The following is a 21,660-nucleotide window of genomic DNA, read 5'->3' as shown; positions in this document are numbered from 1 at the left end:
ATATGAGAACTGCATTTTATATTTCTGATGGCACAGCCATTACTTCTGAGGTTTTTGGTCATGCAACATTGTCGCTTTTCCCTGTTGAATTTAATCATAAAACAATTCCCTTTGTTGAAACTGAAACTAAGGCACAAGAAGTAAAGGAGCTAATTAATAGAACAGCGCAACGAGATGGTGAGCAGCCCTTTGTATTTTATACATTCGTTAATCATGAGCTAAGTGAAATTATTAATTCATCTTGTGCCGTTAGCTACGATTTTTTATCAACCTATAGTGACAAAATTGAACAAGAGCTTGCAGTAGCGCCTGTTCCTAAAGTACATCGCACTCATTCAATACATGAAAAAAACTATGACTTTAGAATTGACGCTGTTAATTACTCTTTAACAAATGATGATGGCGCGAATATTAAGAATTATGCAGAGGCAGACATCATTTTAGTTGGGGTTAGCCGAAGTGGTAAAACCCCAACTAGTTTATATCTTGCTTTGCAATACGGTATCAAAGCCGCAAATTACCCATTAACTGAAGATGATTTAGAAACGGGTAAACTTCCAGAATGTTTAATGCCTTATAAGCATAAACTTTTTGGCCTAACTATTGATCCTGTCAGGCTTGCTGATATCAGGCAACGAAGAATGGCAAACTCAAAATACGCATCACTTAAACAGTGTCGTATTGAGGTTCGTGAAGTTGAGATGCTCTATAAAAAATACAAGTTACCATACTTAAACTCAACAAATCACTCAGTAGAAGAAATATCTGCAAAAATTATATCTGATACTAACCTTGAGCGACGTAAGTACTAACTTAATTAATTTTAAATATAAAAAAAGCCACTAGATAGTGGCTTTATACTTAAAATTAAATTTCTTATTTTCGTGCGTCTTTTAGTAAGTCAGCAACTAAGAAGCCGAGCTCTAATACTTGGTCAGCATTTAAACGCGGGTCACATTGTGTGCGGTAACGTTGTGCTAAGTCGTCATCAGACAAACCATAAGCACCACCAGTACACTCAGTGACGTGTTGGCCTGTCATTTCAAGATGTACACCGCCGGCATAAGAACCTTCTGATTTATGAACAGCAAAAAACTGGCTGATTTCACGTAAAATATTATCGAAACTTCTAGTCTTATACCCTGAAGTTGCCTTCTCGGTATTACCGTGCATTGGGTCTGAACTCCAAATTACCTTACGGCCTTCTTGTTGAACTCTACGAACAAGTGCAGGCAGTTTTTCTGGTAGTACATCAGCACCCATACGCGTGATTAAGGTTAGACGGCCTGGTATGTTATCTGGGTTAACAGCATCAATTAAACGAATAAGTTCATCTGGCTCCATACCAGGACCCACTTTTACACCTATTGGGTTTTTAATGCCTTTGAAGAATTCAATATGAGCATGATCTAATTGACGTGTGCGCTCACCAATCCAGACAAAGTGAGCAGAGCAGTCATACCAGTCACCAGATAAATGGTCGCGACGTGTTAATGCTTCCTCATATCCAAGCAGTAATGCTTCATGTGAAGTATATAAAGATGTTTCTTTTAAACTAGGTGCTATTGAAGAGTTAATGCCACAGACTTCCATAAACTCAAGAGCATCTTGAATTCTATCTGCTAATTGTTGGTATTTTTCTCTTAGCGGATTGGCAGCGACAAACCCCATGTTCCAGCGGTTGACCTGATGTAAATCTGCTAAACCACCTTGTGCAAATGCTCTTAGTAAATTTAAAGTAGCGGCACTGTGGTGATATGCAGTCATCAAACGTTGCGGATCGGGTATACGTGCTTCTTCGGTAAATTCGAAGTTATTAATTATATCGCCGCGATACGAAGGAAGTGATACGCCGTCAATTGTTTCTAAATCTGCAGAGCGAGGCTTTGCGTATTGGCCAGCCATTCTAGCGATTTTTACAACTGGGCATTTTCCGCCATAAGTAAGTACAACGGCCATTTGAAGAAGTGTTTTAAATGTATCGCGAATATTTGCTGCATTAAAATCACTAAATGATTCTGCACAATCTCCGCCTTGAAGTAAAAAAGCCTTTCCTTCACACACATCTTCAAGTTGTTTAAATAGACTACGTGTTTCTTCAGCAAATACCAGTGGTGGTGCACTGTTTAACTGACTCTCTACGGCTTTAAGCGCATCTTGATCTGGATACTGTGGTTGCTGGACTATTGGGTGTTCCCTCCAGCTATTTGGATTCCACGACTGCATAATATTTCCTCATTCCTACTATTACCTGATACAAAGAAATTAACGTATGCAGCCCCCCTGTTCAAGGACTATATTCGCGTATTATCAATTATTTAGTTATGACATAAATTAAAAGTCTGTTTTGCACATCAATTTAAATGTGTATTGCGATTTTAAAGCAAAAATAAAACTATTAAGTTATTGATATAAATATATTAAGGAATAAATATAGGCCATTTACAACTCTCGTTAGAGAGATAACTGTATAGATTAAAAATAAAGAACACATCATACACCACAATGTAGTAAATGTACTCTCAGCTTTACATCATTAATTAACCAAATTAAGTAAAAAATGGAAAAGTGTTAATTATTGTGCTAGTGGAGCAGGTTTGGGTTATACAATGAAAAAGGTAATTAACTATTGAACCAATAGTGTGATGAGTAAAACATCCTAGGGTTACATCAATTAAAATACTATGCATTCCTGCACTATTTACCATGAATAACTAATGTTCAGTCATTAAACTTATGAATGCACAAAAGCAATGTTTTAAAGTTTCGTTAAGACTCTCTTTTAAACCTGTTTTCAAATTACATCATTAATATTAGTCACCCTCAGATTAAGCATATTATTCTGAGATAGCAGGCGAAGAATCGCCTAAGTGCAATTGGGATTTTTAGATTGTGAATATTCCTATAAAATTGAATATCTCAGAGTTAGCTTGTCGATTATATTTTACACTTAATCATTCACATTTTAATTGTTATTAATGTGCTTCAAGAACGGCTCATCGTAGGTAAAGATTATATTCTTTACCTAAGTACAAACTATATAGCCCTACCGCCTTGGACAATTGTATTACCTCAGCCTTCGGAAGATATTGAAATACAGGCATCAAAAGTACGTTTTTAGAATATATCCTTAGCTGTTGCCACATATATTAACCTTAGCAACAAGATCTACGAAAGTTTTTTGTGCATTCAAGGCTTAGTATATGCATGCACTCCTCCTGGTTAGAAAATGACTTTAATGACTTCTGATGAAGGTTCTACAAGCATACATCATTGCTAAGCTTAGAATGAACTTCTTACTGGAAGTAATAAAATCACCTTTCAAACTTCATATAGTAACTGAGTTTTACAGCTAAAGATTTAATATTAAAAACATCTAGTAAATAATGTTAATGCTATAAAAGAACACATCATACATAAATACCATTTATATAATCTCAGCATCACAGCAGATTAAATAACGGGTTAACAAAAAAGATAGAAAAATTTCTGCAAAGTGATATGCTACAGGTAACGATTTAGTATGATGTGTTCTCATGGCCTCTAAAATACAAATACGCAGTCAATTTGATTTGCTAAATGATCTAACTAATTTATTTATAGAAGATTTGAAAGAATGTGAATATTCAAAAGCTGAATTTTATCAGCTGCCCGAAACGGAAAGTAATGATGAAAAGATAGTTCCACACACTATTGAAGTGACCAAACAAACAGGTGAAATTGCGCACAGGTCAATTTTAAATTCTTTTACTGATATATATAAAAAGTCAGGGTTTAGTTCCCGCGTTCTTAAACGACATCCTGGATTGTTAGTATTAAAGAATACGAATAAAGAAAACCTTATTGCACGTATTCAGCAGCTAAATAAAGCAAAAGCGGCTTTTAAAGAGTGTATATTGTCGATTGATAATAATGATGCTCGTTTTGAAGCAGTTCATAATGCTGTTCCAAACTTAATTACACTTGCGGCATACAGAAAGGTTCATTTTGAACATGAGTCCCCTTTCTCAGTTCGCTTTACTTGGATGCACAAGCATGCAACTAAAACATTAACAAAGAAAATGGCATTAGCAATGCTTGAAAAATCCGCTGGCTATTCTAACCCAAGGATGATCGATCAACATAGTTGGCAAGCGCTTGTTGCCCAAGAGCAAGTTCGCGTTGCAAGTTTGGGGGATAAAGAAAAACTGAGAATTCGCAGGCCAACTAGAGTAAGTCCGCAGGTAAATGTAAGATACACTGCGCAAAATAGATATCATGTTAGTGCAGCGTTGCCTTTTATTCTGATAAACCCAGAACCAGATGTTAAACTCGGCACTTTGCCAAATTATATAAAACCTCAAAGTCACCCAAGAAAAAAAGAGTATGATTTTTTAGTGGATAGGCTGTATTTAGAGCAAGTAACGGATTGATCAATAGCTATTTCACATTTTGCATTATGTTAAATAGCGCTTTATTTTAATTTTATATAACTAGTAGTGTTTACTGAAAAAAATGATTCCCTTTGCTAATACAAAAAAGCCTTTAGTATAACTAAAGGCTTTAATAATTAATTATCTTCGACTATTTCTTCTATTTTATCTTCATCTATCAACACTGCATTTTCAACAATTCGCTTACCGCCTTGTATCTCAATACGTTTATTTTGTTTATTAAGCGTAAGAATTTCATCGCAGAATTGATCAGAAGGATGCATCTCATAGGTGTAATCAATAATATTACCAGTTTTATCATCTTTAACATTAGTAATACTGTATTCTGAAATAGCGCCTTTTTCGATTAAATCTTTCATGGTGGTCGTCATATCACGACGTAATGCTTTGAGTTTATTTTCAGTGATATCATCAGTTGAATAAATCGAACCATATTTTTCCATAATCGATAACAATCTAAAATGGTAGGTTTTTCCTGGAGCAGCATATCGCCAAAGGTGATATAAACGTAACATCATCCAACGCGACAAACCGCGCTTTAATTCTTGGGCACTATTAAAGTAATAACCTTTGTACTCTAAATTATCAATCATGTTATGAACAAATGCGTTAAGACATGCAACACATTTAACATTACCGCCCTGCCCTTTTTTACCACTGAAATGTAATGATGATAAAAAGTTCATATTAGATTCGTAAAATGAATCATCGATATCTGTATTTTTTGTATCCGTCGCAGAATATTTAAATGATAGTTTAGAACCTTGTAATGCTTCTAATGCTTCTTTGATTTGTGGATATGGCATTGACTGGCCAACAGCTTTAAGTTCTTGCGCCAATTCATTCATTGAAAAAACAACAGCGTATTGAATACCGGACTTAAAATTGATTTTTACAATCTTACCTTTAGAGGCTAAACGAATAAGTGCACGTTCAACTTTTTCTTCACGATCAGATGGCCAAACTAAATACTCAACATCTTCACCATCTTTTCGAGAACTTACCACTGCCGGAGTTATTTTAATCTCACCGTCATACAAAATGCCATCTACTTTTTCAGATATCTTACGAGTAATAATGGTTTTTTTCGGTGCTTCTTCTAATGGCAATTTTTTATGGCCAGAACGAACAAATCGTCCCCATAAATCATAATGATTAAAAGTATTAGAATAAGCACGTAATCCGTGGGCCGCATTTTCAATTGAAATACGAACATCTTTATTATCTGTAAATAAAGCTAAACTTTCATTATCGATTGCACTTTCCACCCCGTGGATTTGTCCCCGTAATGTATCGGGTAAGTTATCTACCGAGATGTTGACCTTTCGGCTCATTGTTCTTATTTCCAAATTTTATTGCGACAGCTAATAACAACACATATAAAGCTAAAAGTTAAATGTTTAAGTTAGTATAAACTTGATCTGAGTTTAAAATAAATTTTCAGATCACTATTTTACTAAGCTAGTTTTATTTTACTGGTTTGAGATCATATTTTTACTAAGCGACCACTTATAAACCGAATTTTTACTAACTCCAAGTGTATGTATGTCACTTAAAAACTTTATTTCAGTTAAAATTACACGACAAAATAGAGATAATTTAAATAGCCCTGTGTATAAACATGTTCTGAGTTAGCATAGATCTGATCTGTACTTACTACAGATCAGATCTATACTAATTTACTCACTACATTTACATAGCTATAAGTGTATAACTTTCTATTTTACTTAGTAAAAATCGGATCTTAGGCATTAAAAATGTGCATAATATTGTGTTTAATATGTGCATAACTTCAAAGTTAAAAAGTAGCTTAGTATTATCATGATCTGGCAGTTATAAGAGATCTGATCTTAACGTAGTATAAACATGATCCAATTTTTTACCTTTTATTGATTAATATCATATATTTATACCACCTTTTATAACTCTTAGCCTTTATTACCTTATACTCTAACCATATTTAAACTTCTTTATTTATACTAAGCAACTTTATATCTATAAATTAATTTTTTATGTCTACTTATTAAAAGTGATGTCGTCATAAATAGTTGTTTACAGTCAATTGAATGGACATTATACTTATAGCATAACTTTGAGGAATAAAGCATGTCAATTCATAATAATGCATTAGCCACTTACCGGCTTTTAAAAGCAACCGCAGAAGTTGCTGAAAAATCTTTAGAAGGACGTATCCAGCATTATCGTGCCCACTTGAAATCTGAAGAGAAAGAGTTAAGAACCTACACTCAAAAAGCAGCAGCTGATCTTTTAGGTTGTAATAATCGCACTTTAAAACGCCGTCATGATAACGGTGATTTTGATGAACTTAATATTAAACGGGGTGCGAACGGTCATTATGCTTACACGTTAGTTAATATTTTTGCTATGGCTGATATCATGGATATTAAGCCTGATCATCGCTCTGAGTCAGATAAACTACAAGTTATTGTTATCAACTCTTTAAAAGGTGGCTGTGGTAAAACTACAAGTATGGTTAATATAGCTGCAGCACTAGCTACAACAAATATTAAACGTTATAGAATCGGTATAATCGATCTAGACCCTCAAGGTTCTTCTTCAAGCTTTTTTCCACCCAGCGAGCCAGATCCAATTACTGTGGGTGATTTAATGCGTGATTGCATTGAGCTTGATAAAGGCGAGACATGGGAAGATTTAGTATCAAACTCTTTTTTACCAACTCACATTCCTAATATTAGAATGTTGCCATCAGGTATGGATGATTTTTACTTTGAGCATGAAACGGCAACCTTGCTTAAAGATAGTTCGAGTTATGATAAAACACGCCATTACCATAAGTTATTAGAAAAGGTTATTGACCCAGTAAAAGACCAATTTGATATCATTCTAATTGATACAGCACCATCTCTTAACTTTATGTTTTATAATGCATTAATGTCATCTACAGCCATGTTAATTCCGGTTCACCCAGAAGCCGTTGATTTTGATGCAAATAATAAATACCTCAAACGTTTAGGTGAGATTTATCATACTGTTGCATCCTTAGGCCATGAAGGCTGGGATTTTATGCAGTTCTTAGTGACCAATTATGTAAAAGGTAATCACTCTCAGCGTGATATTGTAAAAGATGTTCGCAGTGCGTTTGGTCGACAAGTCATGAGCTACCCTATTAATCACAGTTCAGCTATAACTGCGAGTTCATCCTCATTTAATACTATTTTCGATCAAAAAACGTCTGATAGTTTAGCAAGTCGAGAATCATTGATTCGCGCACAAGAAAACATTAAAGATGTTGTTGATGAACTTGAGATGTTAATTCGCTCGAATTGGCAGTCTACCCAATCTCAACTTAAAAACCCTAAGTAAGGTAGTTAATAAAAATGGCAAAAAAACGCAAAAACGACACCCGCTTAGACCCATTTGCAACAACAATTGGTAACAGTAATTTGGATGAGCTGTTAGAACAGGCTTCTGCTGGCGATGTAATAAAAATGCCTGCGCCAAGCGATCCTTCTCGTTCAATCACATTAACTTGTAAAGTTATCCCTCACTCGCAGATTGAACCCGATACTAAAGTGTATGGTAAAAACCGTCGAGTGCAGGCGCTACTTAATGAAAAGTCAGTCGCTGACATATTACCTGCAATTGCACATGACGGCCGTAATCAGCATCCTGCACTGTGTTGGGATAAAGGCGATGAAATGCTTGTACTGGCGGGCTCTCGACGTAGAATGGCATGTATTTTAAGTAATGCAGATTATCTTGTCCTTAGCTCTGCTGATTTTACTGATTCAGATGCAAAAATACTGGCTGTTTCGTCTGATCAATATATTGCACCTAGTCTATGGGAGTTAGGCCAAGCCTATCAACAAACCAGAGATGAGTTGATCAGCCAGGGGAAAAAGGGTTCTTACAGGGAAATATCTGCAATCGAAGGGGTTTCACATACTGCAGTTGCTGATGCAATCAAAGCCTATGAGAACCTGCCTGCAGCGGTGTTAGCACTTTATCCTACAGCTAATCATGTAGGTCGTGAAGTTGCTAAAAAGCTTATTGCAGCCAAAGAAAGAGATTCAGAAACGTTTGATGCACTTGTTCAAGAAGTAGCTAACGATCCTCAATTATTACTAATTGAAGGAGACGACAAACGTGCGATGGCTATTACCAAGGCATTAACAGCCCAAGAACAAACTGTTGGTCGTAAAGAAGCTGTTTTAGAAAACGATTTTGTAAGTGTTCAGCGAAATTTTAAAAGCGGCGATTTATCTATAAAAATTGATAATAAAGTGATGACTGACAAACGTTTAGAACAGCTCACCAAACTGCTAAAAGCGTTCAATTAGTTAGTATAATATTGATCTGAGGTCTGTCTTAAGTTAGTAAAAGTATGATCTCAGAGCTTTCAATGTTAGTAAAAATTTGATCTAAAAACCCTCTTTTCCTCCAATTCACCTTGTTTGGATCAGATTTTTACCCACATATACGTGTTTAAATTCGATTTGATCTTAAAACTCTATCCCCTTAGTAAAAAACTGATCTGTAAGCCCCCCTACTTGTTATTAAGTTGTATATATCTTGTGGCTTAGTTGTGTGTGTTTTGTTTTGTCTGCCCAATTTTTGTTGATAAACCGATTTTTTACCAACTAAGCTACTCCAACCAGTGTGTTTTATTCGATTAAGCCTTTAGCTGGAAGACGATAAATCATATACTGGTAAAATTACTTTTTATTCATACTGCTTTGGGCGTTATGTCTGCTAACTTATCAAAGTCTGATCTTCTTGCTATTTTTGAAGAGATAAAACAAGAACAAGAAACCTTATTTCCACTTTCTGAAAGGTTTATTAAACAGCTCTTCAAGCCTCATGTTCTTAATCAAGCTAAGGAGTACTTAGCCAACGGACAGATCAATTTTTTAGAACACAATAAAGATTTTTCAATCATTGATGCGTCTATGTTTGGTAATGAAGGTAGCACTTTCACTCAACATATTGAGATAAAAAAATTAAATGGCGGTTTTTCTGTTGAAAGGCATTGCTCATGCAAAGCCAAAACAAGTTGTCGTCATTTAGCAGCCGTATTACTTAAACTGAAAATTGATCATTCAGGTGAATACGGACAAGACTATATTATTAATGATTGGTTTGATGAACTTAGCACCATTAAGCAAACAGATGACCGAAGTGCTAAAAATGTATTATTGTTTGTGCTTGAGGTTGAAGCGAATAAATTAATAGTAACGCCAAAAATAGCGTCTTTTTCAAATAATGAGCAGTACACTTTAGGGCGAAGTCTTACTGATCAACAACTAAATAGTTTTGTTACTCCAGCTGATTTGCTTGAAACTGATTTTAGGCTGTTCAGCTGGATTCGTTCACAAAATGCATTAGGTAATCTTGAATTAAAAGGGCAATGGGGTTTTGCAGCATTACAACAATTAATTGCTACAGGGCGTTTGTTTTTTGGTCGTTCTCGTAAAGCCATTTGCCCAGACAGCGCTGTTGATCTTAATTTTAGTTGGACCCAATCAAACGATTTAATTCAACTCAACACTACTATTAATGATAAGCCTTCTTGGTTATTAATAAAAACAACGCCGCCAACATATTTAGATACCGATACGCTTAAGGTTGGTCGTATTCGCACACCTTTAAGCGGCGAAGAGGTTGCTCATATTAAAGCGATGCCTGGTGTACATACAGCAAATTTTGAACGTGTGTTTAAACAAATTAGCGCAAACTTTGGCGATGGTGTTATTCCTCATTACCAACAAAAGGAAGGTAAAAAGGTTAAGCGTCATGCTGATACTTTTGCAGAAATAGAAGTTAATAATGATAATAAGGAACTCACTTTAACACTTGGTTTTAATTATCAAGGTGCTACTTTTGCGCCTAATGCCGCTCCCAAAGAGTTACTCAACTTAGCCCTTGAAAATACGGTTTTAACCGAGTTAACCAACCTTGGCTTTAACGTGTGTAAAGGGGCTTTACAGAATAAGTTTATATATAATAAACAAATAGATGCATTTCAACATTGGTTTAAATTTGAAGTGCTACCTAATTTACGTAAACGTGGATGGCAGGTTTGTGACAAAAACTTACGTATAAAAAAATCACTTGTTCCCGTCAATCTAGAGATCACACGTGGCAAAGGACATCAAATTGTTAGTAAAATAATGATCTCAAAATATAAAGCTGCTAGTTTACTAATTAATGATAACCCCGATTACCAATCATTAAATCGTCAAAGTGACTTGTTTTATTATTTTAAACAAGGAAAAGCTTTTGCTGTAATAGAGAAGCAAGTTTTTAAACTTCTTTGTGAGTTTATCAAGCGCTTTGAGTTTATAAAAACGCGAGATGAACTACTTATCCCGCTTTCTTACTTGCCGGAACTCGTCGAGCTAAATTGTATCAATGTGACTATTAATGATAGTAATTTAGACAATTATCTTAACGACTTAAAAGCAGAAGATTCAACTTATATGCTCGTGCAGCCAGACTTAAATGAGGGAGTGAAACTGCGTGAATATCAGCAGCAAGGAGTTAACTGGCTACACTTTTTAAAGCGTCATCAGCTAGGCGGCATATTAGCGGATGACATGGGATTAGGCAAAACTCTTCAAGTCATTGCGTTTTTAGCCAGTACTAAACAAACCCTTCAATCAGGTCCTACTCTAATTGTATGCCCAACCAGTCTTGTTAGTAATTGGCAAAATGAAATGAGCAAATTTGCTAGCAATATAAAAGTAACCACAATCTTTGGTTCAGCGCGTGTTGAACAATTGCAGCACTTGGGTCAGGCTGATTGTATTCTTACAACCTATCCTTTATTAAAAAGGGATATTGCCTATTACACGCCCCTTCACTTTGAAAATATTGTTCTTGATGAAGCCCAATATATCAAAAATGACAGCGCGCAGATATCTCGATTAGTAAAGCGTTTAAACGCCTCATTCAAATTGTGCTTAAGTGGTACACCGATTGAAAATAACTTATTTGAACTTAAATCATTACTTGATTTTGCAATGAGCTCGTTACTTGGTTCGCAAGCACATTTTAAGAGTCATTTTCAGCTTCCCATAGAACGTGATTCAGATACCCAAAGAGCAAATGAGTTAAAAGCATTGATAATGCCATTTATTCTACGTCGTACTAAGGCAGAGGTTGCCCAAGAGCTGCCGCCGAAAACCGAACTCATAAAAGAGTTTGAATTTGAAGAACAGCAAAAAGCACTGTACCAATCAATTACAGATACGCTCGAAGAAAAAATGGTTAACCTATTTGCTGCTCAAGGTGTACAAAAAAGTAAACTCGCATTTCTAGACGCATTATTAAAATTGCGGCAGATATGTTGTCATCCTAAGTTAATTGACAATAATACTTTAGCTAAGAGCGCTAAGCTAAATTGGTTAAGCCAGCATATTCCTACAATGCTAGAACAAGGTAGAAAAATCATTATATTCAGCCAATTCACTTCTGTGCTGGATATTATTGCCGAGCAACTGCAAAGCCAGGCTATTCCTTTTAGCTTGTTAACTGGGCAAACGCGACATCGTGATAAAGTCATAGGGCAGTTTACCGAAGGCGTAACATCGGTTTTTTTAATTAGTTTGAAAGCTGGCGGTACCGGCCTTAACTTAACACAAGCAGATACCGTAATTCACTTTGATCCTTGGTGGAACCCAGCCGTTGAAAAGCAAGCTACTGATCGTGCTTATCGTATTGGTCAAATTAATCCGGTATTTGTTTATAAACTTATTATGGCTAATTCGATAGAACAAAAAGTATATAAAATGCAGCAAGAAAAACAAGCGCTCGTTGATGCTCTTTTTACTGATAAATCAATGAGTTTCACCCTATTTGATGAGCAACAAATGTTGAGTTTAATAAAATAGTGCAATTTTATTGAACTGATCAAAATAACCGCGGTCTATTAATATGTATGTAGTTAAATTGCAGTTTATACATACATCATGTTGATTTCCCATATTTGTTACTTATTTTAGTAATTTCGACCAGCTCAAATTGAGCTGGTTTTTTTATGCCTAAAAAGATCAAATAAATTTGAACTAACTTTCATCGGTAATGTCTATTATTAGGCATGTAGTTAAATTGCAGTTAGTACATGCATCATGTTGATTTCCCTATTTAGTTACTTATTTATAGTAATTTTGACCAGCTCAAATTGAGCTGGTTTTTTTATGTCTAAAAAGATCAAATCAATTTGAACTAACTTTCATCGGTAATGTCTATCATTAGGCGTGTAGTTAAATTGCAGTTTGCACATGCATCATGTTGATTTCCCTATTTAGTTACTTATTTATAGTAATTTCGACCAGCTCAAATTGAGCTGGTTTTTTTATGCCTAAAAAAGATCACATTTATTTGAACTAACTTTTATTGGCAATGTCTATTATTAGGCATGTAGTTAAATTGCAGTTTGCACATGCATCATGTTGATTTCCCTATTTAGTTACTTATTTATAGTAATTTTGACCAGCTCAAATTGAGCTGGTTTTTTTATGCCTAAAAAGATCACATTTATTTGAACTAACTTTCATCGGTAATGTCTATTATTAGGCATGTAGTTAAATTGCAGTTTGCACATGCATCATGTTGATTTCCCTATTTAGTTACTTATTTATAGTAATTTTGACCAGCTCAAATTGAGCTGGTTTTTTTATGCCCAATAAGATCAAATTAGTTAAAAGTTTTTGGAACTAATCTCTTTTGTTAACGTCTATTATTAGGCATGCAGTTGAATTGCAGTTCGTGTATGCATCATGTTGATTTCCCAAATTTGTTACTAAATTTAGTAATAATCAGCCAGCCCATTAATTAGGCTGGCTTTTTTATGCCTCGAAAAAACAATTACGTCAGTTTTACAGGCTTAATAGGTATTTATTTTTTTGTATTGTTATGTCCAAGCTGTTTAACAACTATCTTGCTCGCGGGTAATTCGCTATGATAAATGGTCTTATGGTTAATTAAGTTTATTTATGTATATACAGTTACTTACAAATATTGATTGGTTGAGTGTTGGGGTTGGCTTTGCTGCGAGCGCTGTGCTTTTTGGTGTTATAAGCGCTGTGCGTCGTAAGTCTTATCGACAACAACTAGGCACGCAACAGCAAGAACTGGCGTTATTGCAAACGCAGCTTAATGACAAGCAATCCCATTATACCACTTTACTTGATCAGCATACGTCGCTAGAGCAAGACTACCTAGGTCAGCGCGATGAAGCTCAATACTTTAAAACTCGCCTTACTGAGCAAGAAAAACAGAGTCAACAATATAACCATTATTGGCAAAAAGCAGAGGCTGACTTAACATCATTGCGCTTTGAATATAATGCCCGTGATGTTGAGCTTAATTCACTTCGTACTGAGCTTGAGCAAAAACAAATGCATTTTGAGCAGCAACTGCAACACATTAATGACAGTAAAGAGCAGCTTAAAAAAGAATTCGAAAATCTAGCAAATCAAATTTTAGAAAATAAATCAAAACAGTTTAAGACCCTTAATCAAGAAAGCATTGAGCAATTGCTTAAACCTGTACAAGGTGAGCTTAAAGGCTTTAGGGATAAACTAGAATCTATCCACGTCGAAGACTCAAAACAACGTGAAGCGCTTAAAATTGAGTTACTACACTTACAAGCTAAGAGCCAAGCTATTACTGAGCAAGCAGATAAGCTCAGTAATGCGCTACAAGGACAAAAGAAAACTCAAGGCAATTGGGGTGAACTTATGCTTGAAAACGTGCTAGATAGCGCGGGTTTGCGTGTAGGCACGGATTACGAGCGTGAAGTGTCATTTAATACTGAAGACGGCCGCCTGCGCCCTGATGTTGTAGTTTACTTACCACAAGGTCGTCACTTGGTTATTGATGCCAAAACATCGTTGAATGCCTACACACGCTTTGTAAATGCCGATGACGACCTGCAAGCACAACAAGCTATTAAAGAGCATGTTGAAGCCGTTAAAGCACGAATTAACGAACTTGCCAGTAAGTCATACGACCGCTTACCTGGGCTTAACTCACCTGAAGTGGTGATTATGTTTGTGCCTATTGAATCTGCATTTGTTGAAGCACTCAAATACCAAAGTGATATTTACCAACAAGCGATAGAGCAAAATATACTGGTTGCAACCCCCACTACCCTGCTAACCAGTTTAAATATTGTAAAACAGTTATGGCGTTTTGAAGAGCAAACTAAATACTCAAAAGAGCTGGCAAATCGAGCTGAGCGTTTTTACAACAAGCTCAATGGGTTTTTAACCAGTATGGAAGGCGTAGGTAAACAGTTAGATAAAGCCAAAGAAAGCTACGATAAAGCGTTTTCACAGTTATACCGAGGTAAGGGTAACTTAATTAAAAAAGCGGCAGAATTTAAAGAGCTTGGTGTTTCAGTACAAAAAGAATTACCAAAAGAAAGCCTCGAGCGGGCGCAATTAGAGCTGGATTAACACTCATATGAAAAACCTGATAAACAAAGGAATTGCTGCGTTAAAGTCGACGTCGGGTCAGTTTATGGATGAGCTCAACAAAGGGGTGGTTTTAGTCACTGAAAAGCTCAACGGGCTGCCTATTTTTATGTCTTTGGAGCATTTTGGTAAGCAAACCCCCACTTCATATGATGAGAAACACTACTTTGTTATTCCTTTTGAATTATCTGAGTATAAATTTGCACTGCATACCATGCGATGCTTACCTAAAGGCGTACCTGAAGTAAATAATCTACCAAAACGGCGCGTTTTTCACTTTGCTCATGAGCATGCTGAAGTGGGTCTTCGTGAGTATATGTTGCATAGCACCGATGAAATTATGCGTGAACAAGCTGTTGGACAAACAAATACATTGCAGGAGTTGGCAAATAGTATTGATGAATTAGACCGAAAGCTCACTTATGGCATGCTGTTGGTGGGTGGCCTAGCCGCTATTGCTAACCCATTGTTAGGAGCCGGTATCGCGGCTAAAGCAGTGCTTCCTAGCATAACAGGCCTACTCAATAAGTATGGCTTACGTGCTTCTGCAGATAAGCTGTCTCGGTATCAGCTCGAAAAAGAAATCAACGCAGCGCAAAGCTCGATTATTGATGAATTTGAAGCGGCCAACACGGTGCAGGTCATCAACCCAATTCTACAAGAACTTGACCTTACTCTAAGAACAACAGAGGCTGAACACGATCCGCTCTCCAGTTTTAATTTAGCGGATGGGCACTTACCCGAGTTTCAAGATGAAAACTGGCGTGAGCTAACTGAAGTGGCTATTTGCCACGTTTATAAAGAGGTTTTCAATGATCCCTCACTCCATAAGCAAGCAAATTTAGAAGCAAAAGATTTAAGGTGGCTAAAATTAATGTTTGCTGCAAATAAAGTGAACTAACAACAGAATCACGTAATGATTTTGGTCTTTATGTAGTTGATAAAATTGAAGAGCAAGCGACGCCAATAATTACCCGTGTAAACCCCCATTACAGTTATGTTGATCATCCAGGTACTTATTTATTCGATGGCTTAATAGTGGCTACATGTGGGAGAAACAGCCAGTTTAGCTGAAATGTCTCCCTCATTGTATGTCGCACATATAAGCGCAGAGCACATATTTGACGGTTAAAAAAGTGAAATGTCAATTGCGCAAGTGGCCAGTATTTCTCAACACGCCGACCTTTATAGAGATCATTATTTTACTAACAATGCCTTGTACAGCGTTCTGCCCGTATAAAGGAACCAAGGTAACAGTATGACTAATAAAATGATGCTTTATTGTATATTGCATGCAATACTTGAGGCGGATGGGTAGATCTCTGCGATAAGCTATAAACTATTAACTGAGAAAGTTTGCTAAAGTAAGCTTATCGCAAGACATTATTTAACAATAACAAAAGCATTACCTTACTTTAGGACCTCACATGAAACTATTCAAATCCTCAGTGTTAGTACTCTCAGTACTGGCTGGGCTTTCGTTATCAGGCTGTTCAATGACACAAAATACCACAGGAAACACTGCGGTGAGCCAAGTTAGTAACCCACTCACCCTTGAGCAAATCTATAAAGATAAATACTTTAAAGCACAACGTAGCACTTACTTTAAATGGCTTGATGATGGCACTGGCTATACAGTGCTTGAAGAACGTGAAAGCGAAAAAGATAAAAAAGAAAACACTGAGAATGCCAAAGCTGATGATGAAAAAGAACACGGCGTAAAAGGCAACGATATCGTATTTTACAATGCCGATGGCACGGGCCGTAAGGTATTAGTTGAGTTTGAAAAACTACACCCAGAAGGCGCTGAAGAGCCGTTGGCAATAGAAAGCTACCAGTGGTCAAAAGATGGTAAGTGGCTGATGGTATTTACCAATAGCGAGCAAGTTTGGCGCTCACGCAGCCGCGGGGACTTTTGGTTACTCAACCTAGAGACTAACCAATTACAACAATTAGGTGGCGCAGACGTTGAACCAACTAAGCTCATGTTCGCTAAATTCTCGCCTGATAGCTCAAAAGTGGCGTATGTGCGCGACAACAATATTTATATGCAAGCGGTTGGCAGCAATGACGTAACAGCACTCACAACCGATGGCAGCGCCACAATCGTGAACGGTAATTTTGATTGGGTGTACGAAGAAGAGTTCACTATTGCGGATGGCTTTCGTTGGAGCCCCGATAACAAATCAATCGCATATTGGCAGCTTGATACCAGTGATGTGAAGTTTTTCACTATGATCAACAACACCGATGAGCTCTACCCTACTCTTAAAGAATTCCCTTACCCTAAAGCGGGTGAAACTAACTCTGCTGTTCGTGTTGGCGTGGTAAGCCTTGCCGATAAACAAACCCGTTGGGCAAAACTTGAAGGCGACAACCGCGATCGCTACATTCCGCGCATCAGCTGGGCAGGTACTGGGGATGAGTTAATGATTCAAGACTTAAACCGCCCGCAAAGTCACAACAAGGTATGGTTGTTTGACTGGCAAAAGCAGCAACTGACTAAAATTTTAGAAGACAAAGACGATGCGTTTATCGAATGGTTTTATAAAGCCAATTGGTCAAAAGACGGCAAGTTCTTTATTTGGCATAGCGAGCGTGACGGCTGGCGTCATCTTTACCGTGTATCGCGCGATGGCAAAACCATTATTGACCTAACGCCTGGTGATTACGATATTGTTGATATGCTCACTATCAATGAAGACGAAAATGTTATGTATTTTATTGCCTCACCAAACGATCCTGGTCAGCGTTATTTGTACAGCACGCCACTGGATGGTAGCAGCAAACCTGTGCGTGTAACCCCTGAAGAATTTGAAGGCTCAAACAGCTATTACATGTCAAAAGATGCCTCATGGGCAATGCACAGCTATTCTAAATTTGGTACGCCGCCTACAAAGCAAATCATTAACGTGAACGATCACAGTAATGTTAAAACCTTAGTTGAAAATAATGAACTGAAAGAAAAACTGGCTGAGCTAAGCTTACCAAACCATGAGTTTTTTAAAGTGAATGCGCAGGATGGCACCGAGCTTGACGGTTACATTATGTTCCCAGAGAACATGGATAAAAGTAAAAAATACCCGATTGTTTTTTACGTATACGGCGAACCGTGGGGCTCAACAGTACAAGACCGCTATGAAGGCAATAGCTACTTGTATAAATCATTATTAACGCAAAAAGGGTTTATTGTCGCATCGGTTGATAACCGTGGTACACGCGCACCCAAAGGCCGCGATTGGCGCAAATCGATTTATAAAAAAATTGGCTCTGTCACCGTGCAAGACCAAGTTGATGCGCTAGATGCCATGGCCAAACGTTGGGATGTAATAGACACCGACCGCGTTGGCGTGTGGGGCCACTCTGGGGGCGGTAGCTCAACCCTTAACTTATTGTTCCGCCATGGTGATAAATTTAAAGTGGGTATAGCCTCAGCACCCGTGCCTGATATTCGTTTATACGACACTATTTACCAAGAACGTTATGCGGGTAACCCAAATACAGACCCTGAGAGCTACGATAACACCTCGCCAATTACCTTTGCTAAAAACCTAACCGGTAAGCTACTGCTTATTCACGGCACTGGCGATGACAACGTGCATTACCAAGGCTCAGAGCGTTTAATTGATGAACTTGTTAAGTACAACAAACAGTTTGAGTTTTTCTCATACCCTAACCGCTCACACAGCCTACGTGAAGGCAAAGGCACCACCTTGCATTACCATACTATGATGGCTGAGTTTTTTGAAAAGCACTTATTAAACAAGTAATCGCTTTAAAAAAATAAAATACTAAAGCCGCACACTAATTATTAGTGTGCGGCTTTTTTAATCAAAGTGTAACGGGGGTTTACAAAAGCGAGCTTACTTGTGGCAAATTTATATTTTTAATGACAGGCTTACTACAAAACGGCGGCCAAATTCTTCGATTTTCATTAAGGAGCTGGCGTTGTCCGTTTTGGCGCTGCGAGTAAGCGTTTCATTGGTGGCATTAAATACATCTAAGCGAAGACTTGCACTGGCTGAGTAAAACCAGCTGAAACTTAAGTCGGTGCTGGTGTAATCTTCAACATAGGTATCAGCGTTATTACTGATATCACGCTGCTCTAAAAAGTCACTACGATAGTTTATATTAATTGCTGCTTGCCATTTATCATCACTGACCAAAAAGCGCAGGTTACCAGTCCAATCCGAGATCCCTTCAACATCAAAGTTATTTGCATCTGCAGTTATAACGTCAGCATTTGTTATATGAGTTAGGTTTGCTGATAATTGGCTTTGTAAAAACCATGGGCTGTATAGGGGGAGTTGCCATTGCGAACTAGCCTGTAAACCATTTATAGTCGCTTTGCCGTCGTTAGTTTGTTGTAGCGAAATATAATCTAGCCCTTTATAGTTAATCGTTTTAGTTTGTTCAACAATAAAGTTATCCATATGATGATTAAAGGCTAGTAGTTGTAAGCTTAAATCTTCTTGCAACCGATTAACTGAGAGCGTGCTGGTATTAGCAATAACAGGCTCTAAATTTGGGTTACCCAGCTCGGCATAAGGTAAACCACCTGAGTTCACATGTAGCTTAGGATTAAGATCCGAGTAGTTCGGCCGGTTAATCGAACGACTATAACTCGTTCGCCATTGCCAATTTGCTGATGGTTGCCACTTAATATTAATTGAAGGTAGCCAAAAATTATGATGATGATTGTTATTTAAAAGTGCTAATTCACCATCAGTTGTAAGCTGGGCACCTTGCGTCTCATTTAATGTATCACTGTAACGCAGCCCTACGTTTAAAGTAACGTTTGCTAATTGCCACTTCGAAGATAAATATCCCTCCTTTGATTCAAAACTGACTTGATAGCTATTAAGGTAGTCGTTATCAGTAATATTATTAAACGGTAAATTAATATCATAGAGTTGAAATAAATCGCTTTTTGGGATCAGCCACGACTGTACTTCAGAATTTATAAAACTAGTACTAAAGCTGTGCTGAATTGGTTCAAGCCAGCGGCCATCTAATTTAGGTAGATCGTTTAAAGATTGAGGATCTAAACTAATATCTCTGCGAGTATAACTATACTGTTGTTTTGAACTTAAAAAGCCAAATTGCAAATGCTGAAAACCAAAATCAGTTGAGCTATGCCAGCTGCCATCAACTCCCCATTCATTCACTTCATTTAGTACATTGATAGTACGTTTACTCATTTGATTGATATGCGAATAGCTATTAACAAGGCCTAAATTACGGCTAAAGCGGTAATCATTTAAAGAGTCAGTTTGTAAATCAACATAGGCATCCATAGTGGAAAGTGCTGCATGTACTCTCGTGATAGGCTCTTTCGTATCGCTTTTTGCTTCACTGTGGCTATAAAAAGGAGAGAGTGATAATGGTATATACTCATTTGGTTGCCAGCGTGCGTCAATTTGCACCGTTTGATTAGCATAATATAAGTTGGACTCTTCACGACTAGTTTTAGCATTTACATTATTAAAGAAGAACTTATCTATACTATTTTGTGGTGTTGAAACCTGTGCTATTGCAGTTTGGCTCTGAGGACTGAGCCCAAGTCTATGTTCATCAAACGAAAAGTCAGTATCGGACCTAAACCAAAGTGTATTGAGTGTTAAATGATCTGAAGCTTGCCATGCTAAAGCGCTGTAATAAGTTGCGCGAGTGCGATCTTCGTTTTCGATGGTAATAGCTAAACCATCTGTAGGGACTAAAGTTTTATCGTCTAATCCAGGCCATTGATACTCACTCGGGGCACCACCGTTGTCACCCCAGTGCCAGCTTTCAAATTGATATTGGCGTTGTAAGCGGTTTTCATAGTTCACTTTGAAAATAACACCTATGTTGTCGCTTTTGCCATTTGCGGTTAAGCCGAAGCTCGGTTGAAAATTACGGTCACCTTCTAAAGTTGCTGCAGTTAACATGATTTGTAGGTTATTTTCTTCATATGCCAGCGGATCATCGCTCAATAAGTTTACTGTCGCCCCTATAGCACCACTTGGTAAGCTTGGATCTGTGGTTTTAAATACCGTGATATTTGAGAATAATCCAGCGCTGAAAATATCAAACCTATGTTGCTGTCCATACTGATTTGAGTTGCGCACGTTTTCTGTATTAGCTAGACGGCGACCATTAAAAAGCGTTAATTGGTACTCAGCGCCTAGCCCCATGGCATTGATGTTAAGTGCTTCACCCCGATCACGAGTAATACTTAAGCCCGGTACGGCTTGTAATGCTTCGGCTAGGTTTTCAGCGGGTAATTGTGTCAGCATAGCGCCAATTGCAACTTCACTTTCCCCTGCATAATCACTTTTTACTTGTTGCGCATAACTCACTGCCTGCTGGTAATTAGTATTGTAGGCTTGTGCAGAGGAAGCTTTGGGTAATTGCTCGGTCACTGTAACTTCTTCTAGATACCTAGTTTTTTTTGTTGACGAAGGTGCCTTATTTGCTACTGGTGTTTTGAAAATAACGATACCAGCGGGTGTTTTTTTCCAGCTTAATTGGTGAGGTTTCAGTAGTTGATTTAGTGTACTTTCGAGAGTTGAATTTTGGGCTGGTTCTTGCGTTAACCCTCTGAGTAATTGGGTGTCGTAAATTAATGCCGTATTATATTGCTCAGAAAAATGGGTAAGCTGCTCTATTAAACTTGAGCCCGTTGTTGCCTTCACTGTAAAACTAAGGCCCACAAGTGCTACACATAATAAACAGCTTATACGTAACATCTTTGAACGGCCTTTCAATCTCATTAAACTCTA

General features: G+C 37.3%; 11 protein-coding genes. 8 read left to right on the top strand and 3 right to left on the bottom strand.

Going from position 1 to position 21,660, the window contains the following annotated elements:
- The first annotated feature begins 2 nt into the window (after positions 1–2).
- Positions 3–812, top strand: a complete 810-nt coding sequence (gene ppsR, locus ACHUE3_RS01645; protein ID WP_394189528.1) for a posphoenolpyruvate synthetase regulatory kinase/phosphorylase PpsR — start codon at positions 3–5, stop codon at positions 810–812.
- Positions 813–876: 64 nt separating this feature from the next.
- Here the strand turns inward: ppsR and ACHUE3_RS01640 are convergent, their stop codons facing one another.
- Positions 877–2,226 (bottom strand): class II 3-deoxy-7-phosphoheptulonate synthase, encoded by a 1,350-nt coding sequence (locus tag ACHUE3_RS01640; protein ID WP_394189526.1) that lies wholly within the window; start codon positions 2,224–2,226, stop codon positions 877–879.
- A gap of 1,310 nt (positions 2,227–3,536) precedes the next feature.
- Between ACHUE3_RS01640 and ACHUE3_RS01635 the strand changes: the two genes are divergently transcribed.
- Positions 3,537–4,412 carry a DNA replication terminus site-binding protein gene (locus ACHUE3_RS01635; protein ID WP_394189524.1) on the top strand — a complete coding sequence of 292 codons (876 nt, stop codon included), beginning with the start codon at positions 3,537–3,539 and terminating at the stop codon, positions 4,410–4,412.
- Between the two features lie 137 nt (positions 4,413–4,549).
- Here ACHUE3_RS01635 and ACHUE3_RS01630 read toward each other — a convergent pair whose 3' ends face one another.
- Entirely contained in the window at positions 4,550–5,767 is a 1,218-nt protein-coding gene (locus tag ACHUE3_RS01630; protein WP_394189522.1) for a replication protein A, read from the bottom strand.
- Positions 5,768–6,539: 772 nt separating this feature from the next.
- Here ACHUE3_RS01630 and ACHUE3_RS01625 point away from each other — a divergent pair.
- From ACHUE3_RS01625 to ACHUE3_RS01600, 6 genes are all read left to right on the top strand, one after another.
- Positions 6,540–7,778, top strand: a complete 1,239-nt coding sequence (locus ACHUE3_RS01625; protein WP_058559432.1) for an AAA family ATPase — start codon at positions 6,540–6,542, stop codon at positions 7,776–7,778.
- Between the two features lie 14 nt (positions 7,779–7,792).
- On the top strand, positions 7,793–8,755 hold the full coding sequence (locus ACHUE3_RS01620; RefSeq protein WP_394189520.1) for a transcriptional regulator: 963 nt from the start codon (positions 7,793–7,795) through the stop codon (positions 8,753–8,755).
- A 405-nt stretch (positions 8,756–9,160) separates the two neighbouring features.
- Positions 9,161–12,307: an SNF2-related protein gene (locus tag ACHUE3_RS01615; protein ID WP_394189518.1), complete on the top strand. Its 3,147-nt coding sequence runs from the start codon at positions 9,161–9,163 to the stop codon at positions 12,305–12,307.
- A gap of 1,104 nt (positions 12,308–13,411) precedes the next feature.
- Positions 13,412–14,878 (top strand): DNA recombination protein RmuC, encoded by a 1,467-nt coding sequence (locus ACHUE3_RS01610; RefSeq protein ID WP_394189516.1) that lies wholly within the window; start codon positions 13,412–13,414, stop codon positions 14,876–14,878.
- Between the two features lie 7 nt (positions 14,879–14,885).
- The gene (locus ACHUE3_RS01605) at positions 14,886–15,797 is read left to right on the top strand and encodes a hypothetical protein (RefSeq protein ID WP_394189514.1); all 912 of its coding nucleotides are present in this window, start codon (positions 14,886–14,888) and stop codon (positions 15,795–15,797) included.
- Between the two features lie 526 nt (positions 15,798–16,323).
- Positions 16,324–18,666, top strand: coding sequence for a S9 family peptidase (locus ACHUE3_RS01600; protein WP_394189512.1), 2,343 nt, complete (start codon positions 16,324–16,326; stop codon positions 18,664–18,666).
- A 108-nt stretch (positions 18,667–18,774) separates the two neighbouring features.
- Here ACHUE3_RS01600 and ACHUE3_RS01595 read toward each other — a convergent pair whose 3' ends face one another.
- Positions 18,775–21,627 carry a TonB-dependent receptor gene (locus tag ACHUE3_RS01595; RefSeq protein WP_394189510.1) on the bottom strand — a complete coding sequence of 951 codons (2,853 nt, stop codon included), beginning with the start codon at positions 21,625–21,627 and terminating at the stop codon, positions 18,775–18,777.
- Positions 21,628–21,660: the final 33 nt, after the last annotated feature.

This window comes from Pseudoalteromonas atlantica (genome assembly GCF_043641955.1).
In the GTDB taxonomy this organism is placed as follows: Bacteria; Pseudomonadota; Gammaproteobacteria; order Enterobacterales; family Alteromonadaceae; genus Pseudoalteromonas; species Pseudoalteromonas atlantica_A.
Note: the sequence above shows the minus strand (reverse complement) of the source record. Positions and strands in the feature narration are given on the sequence as shown.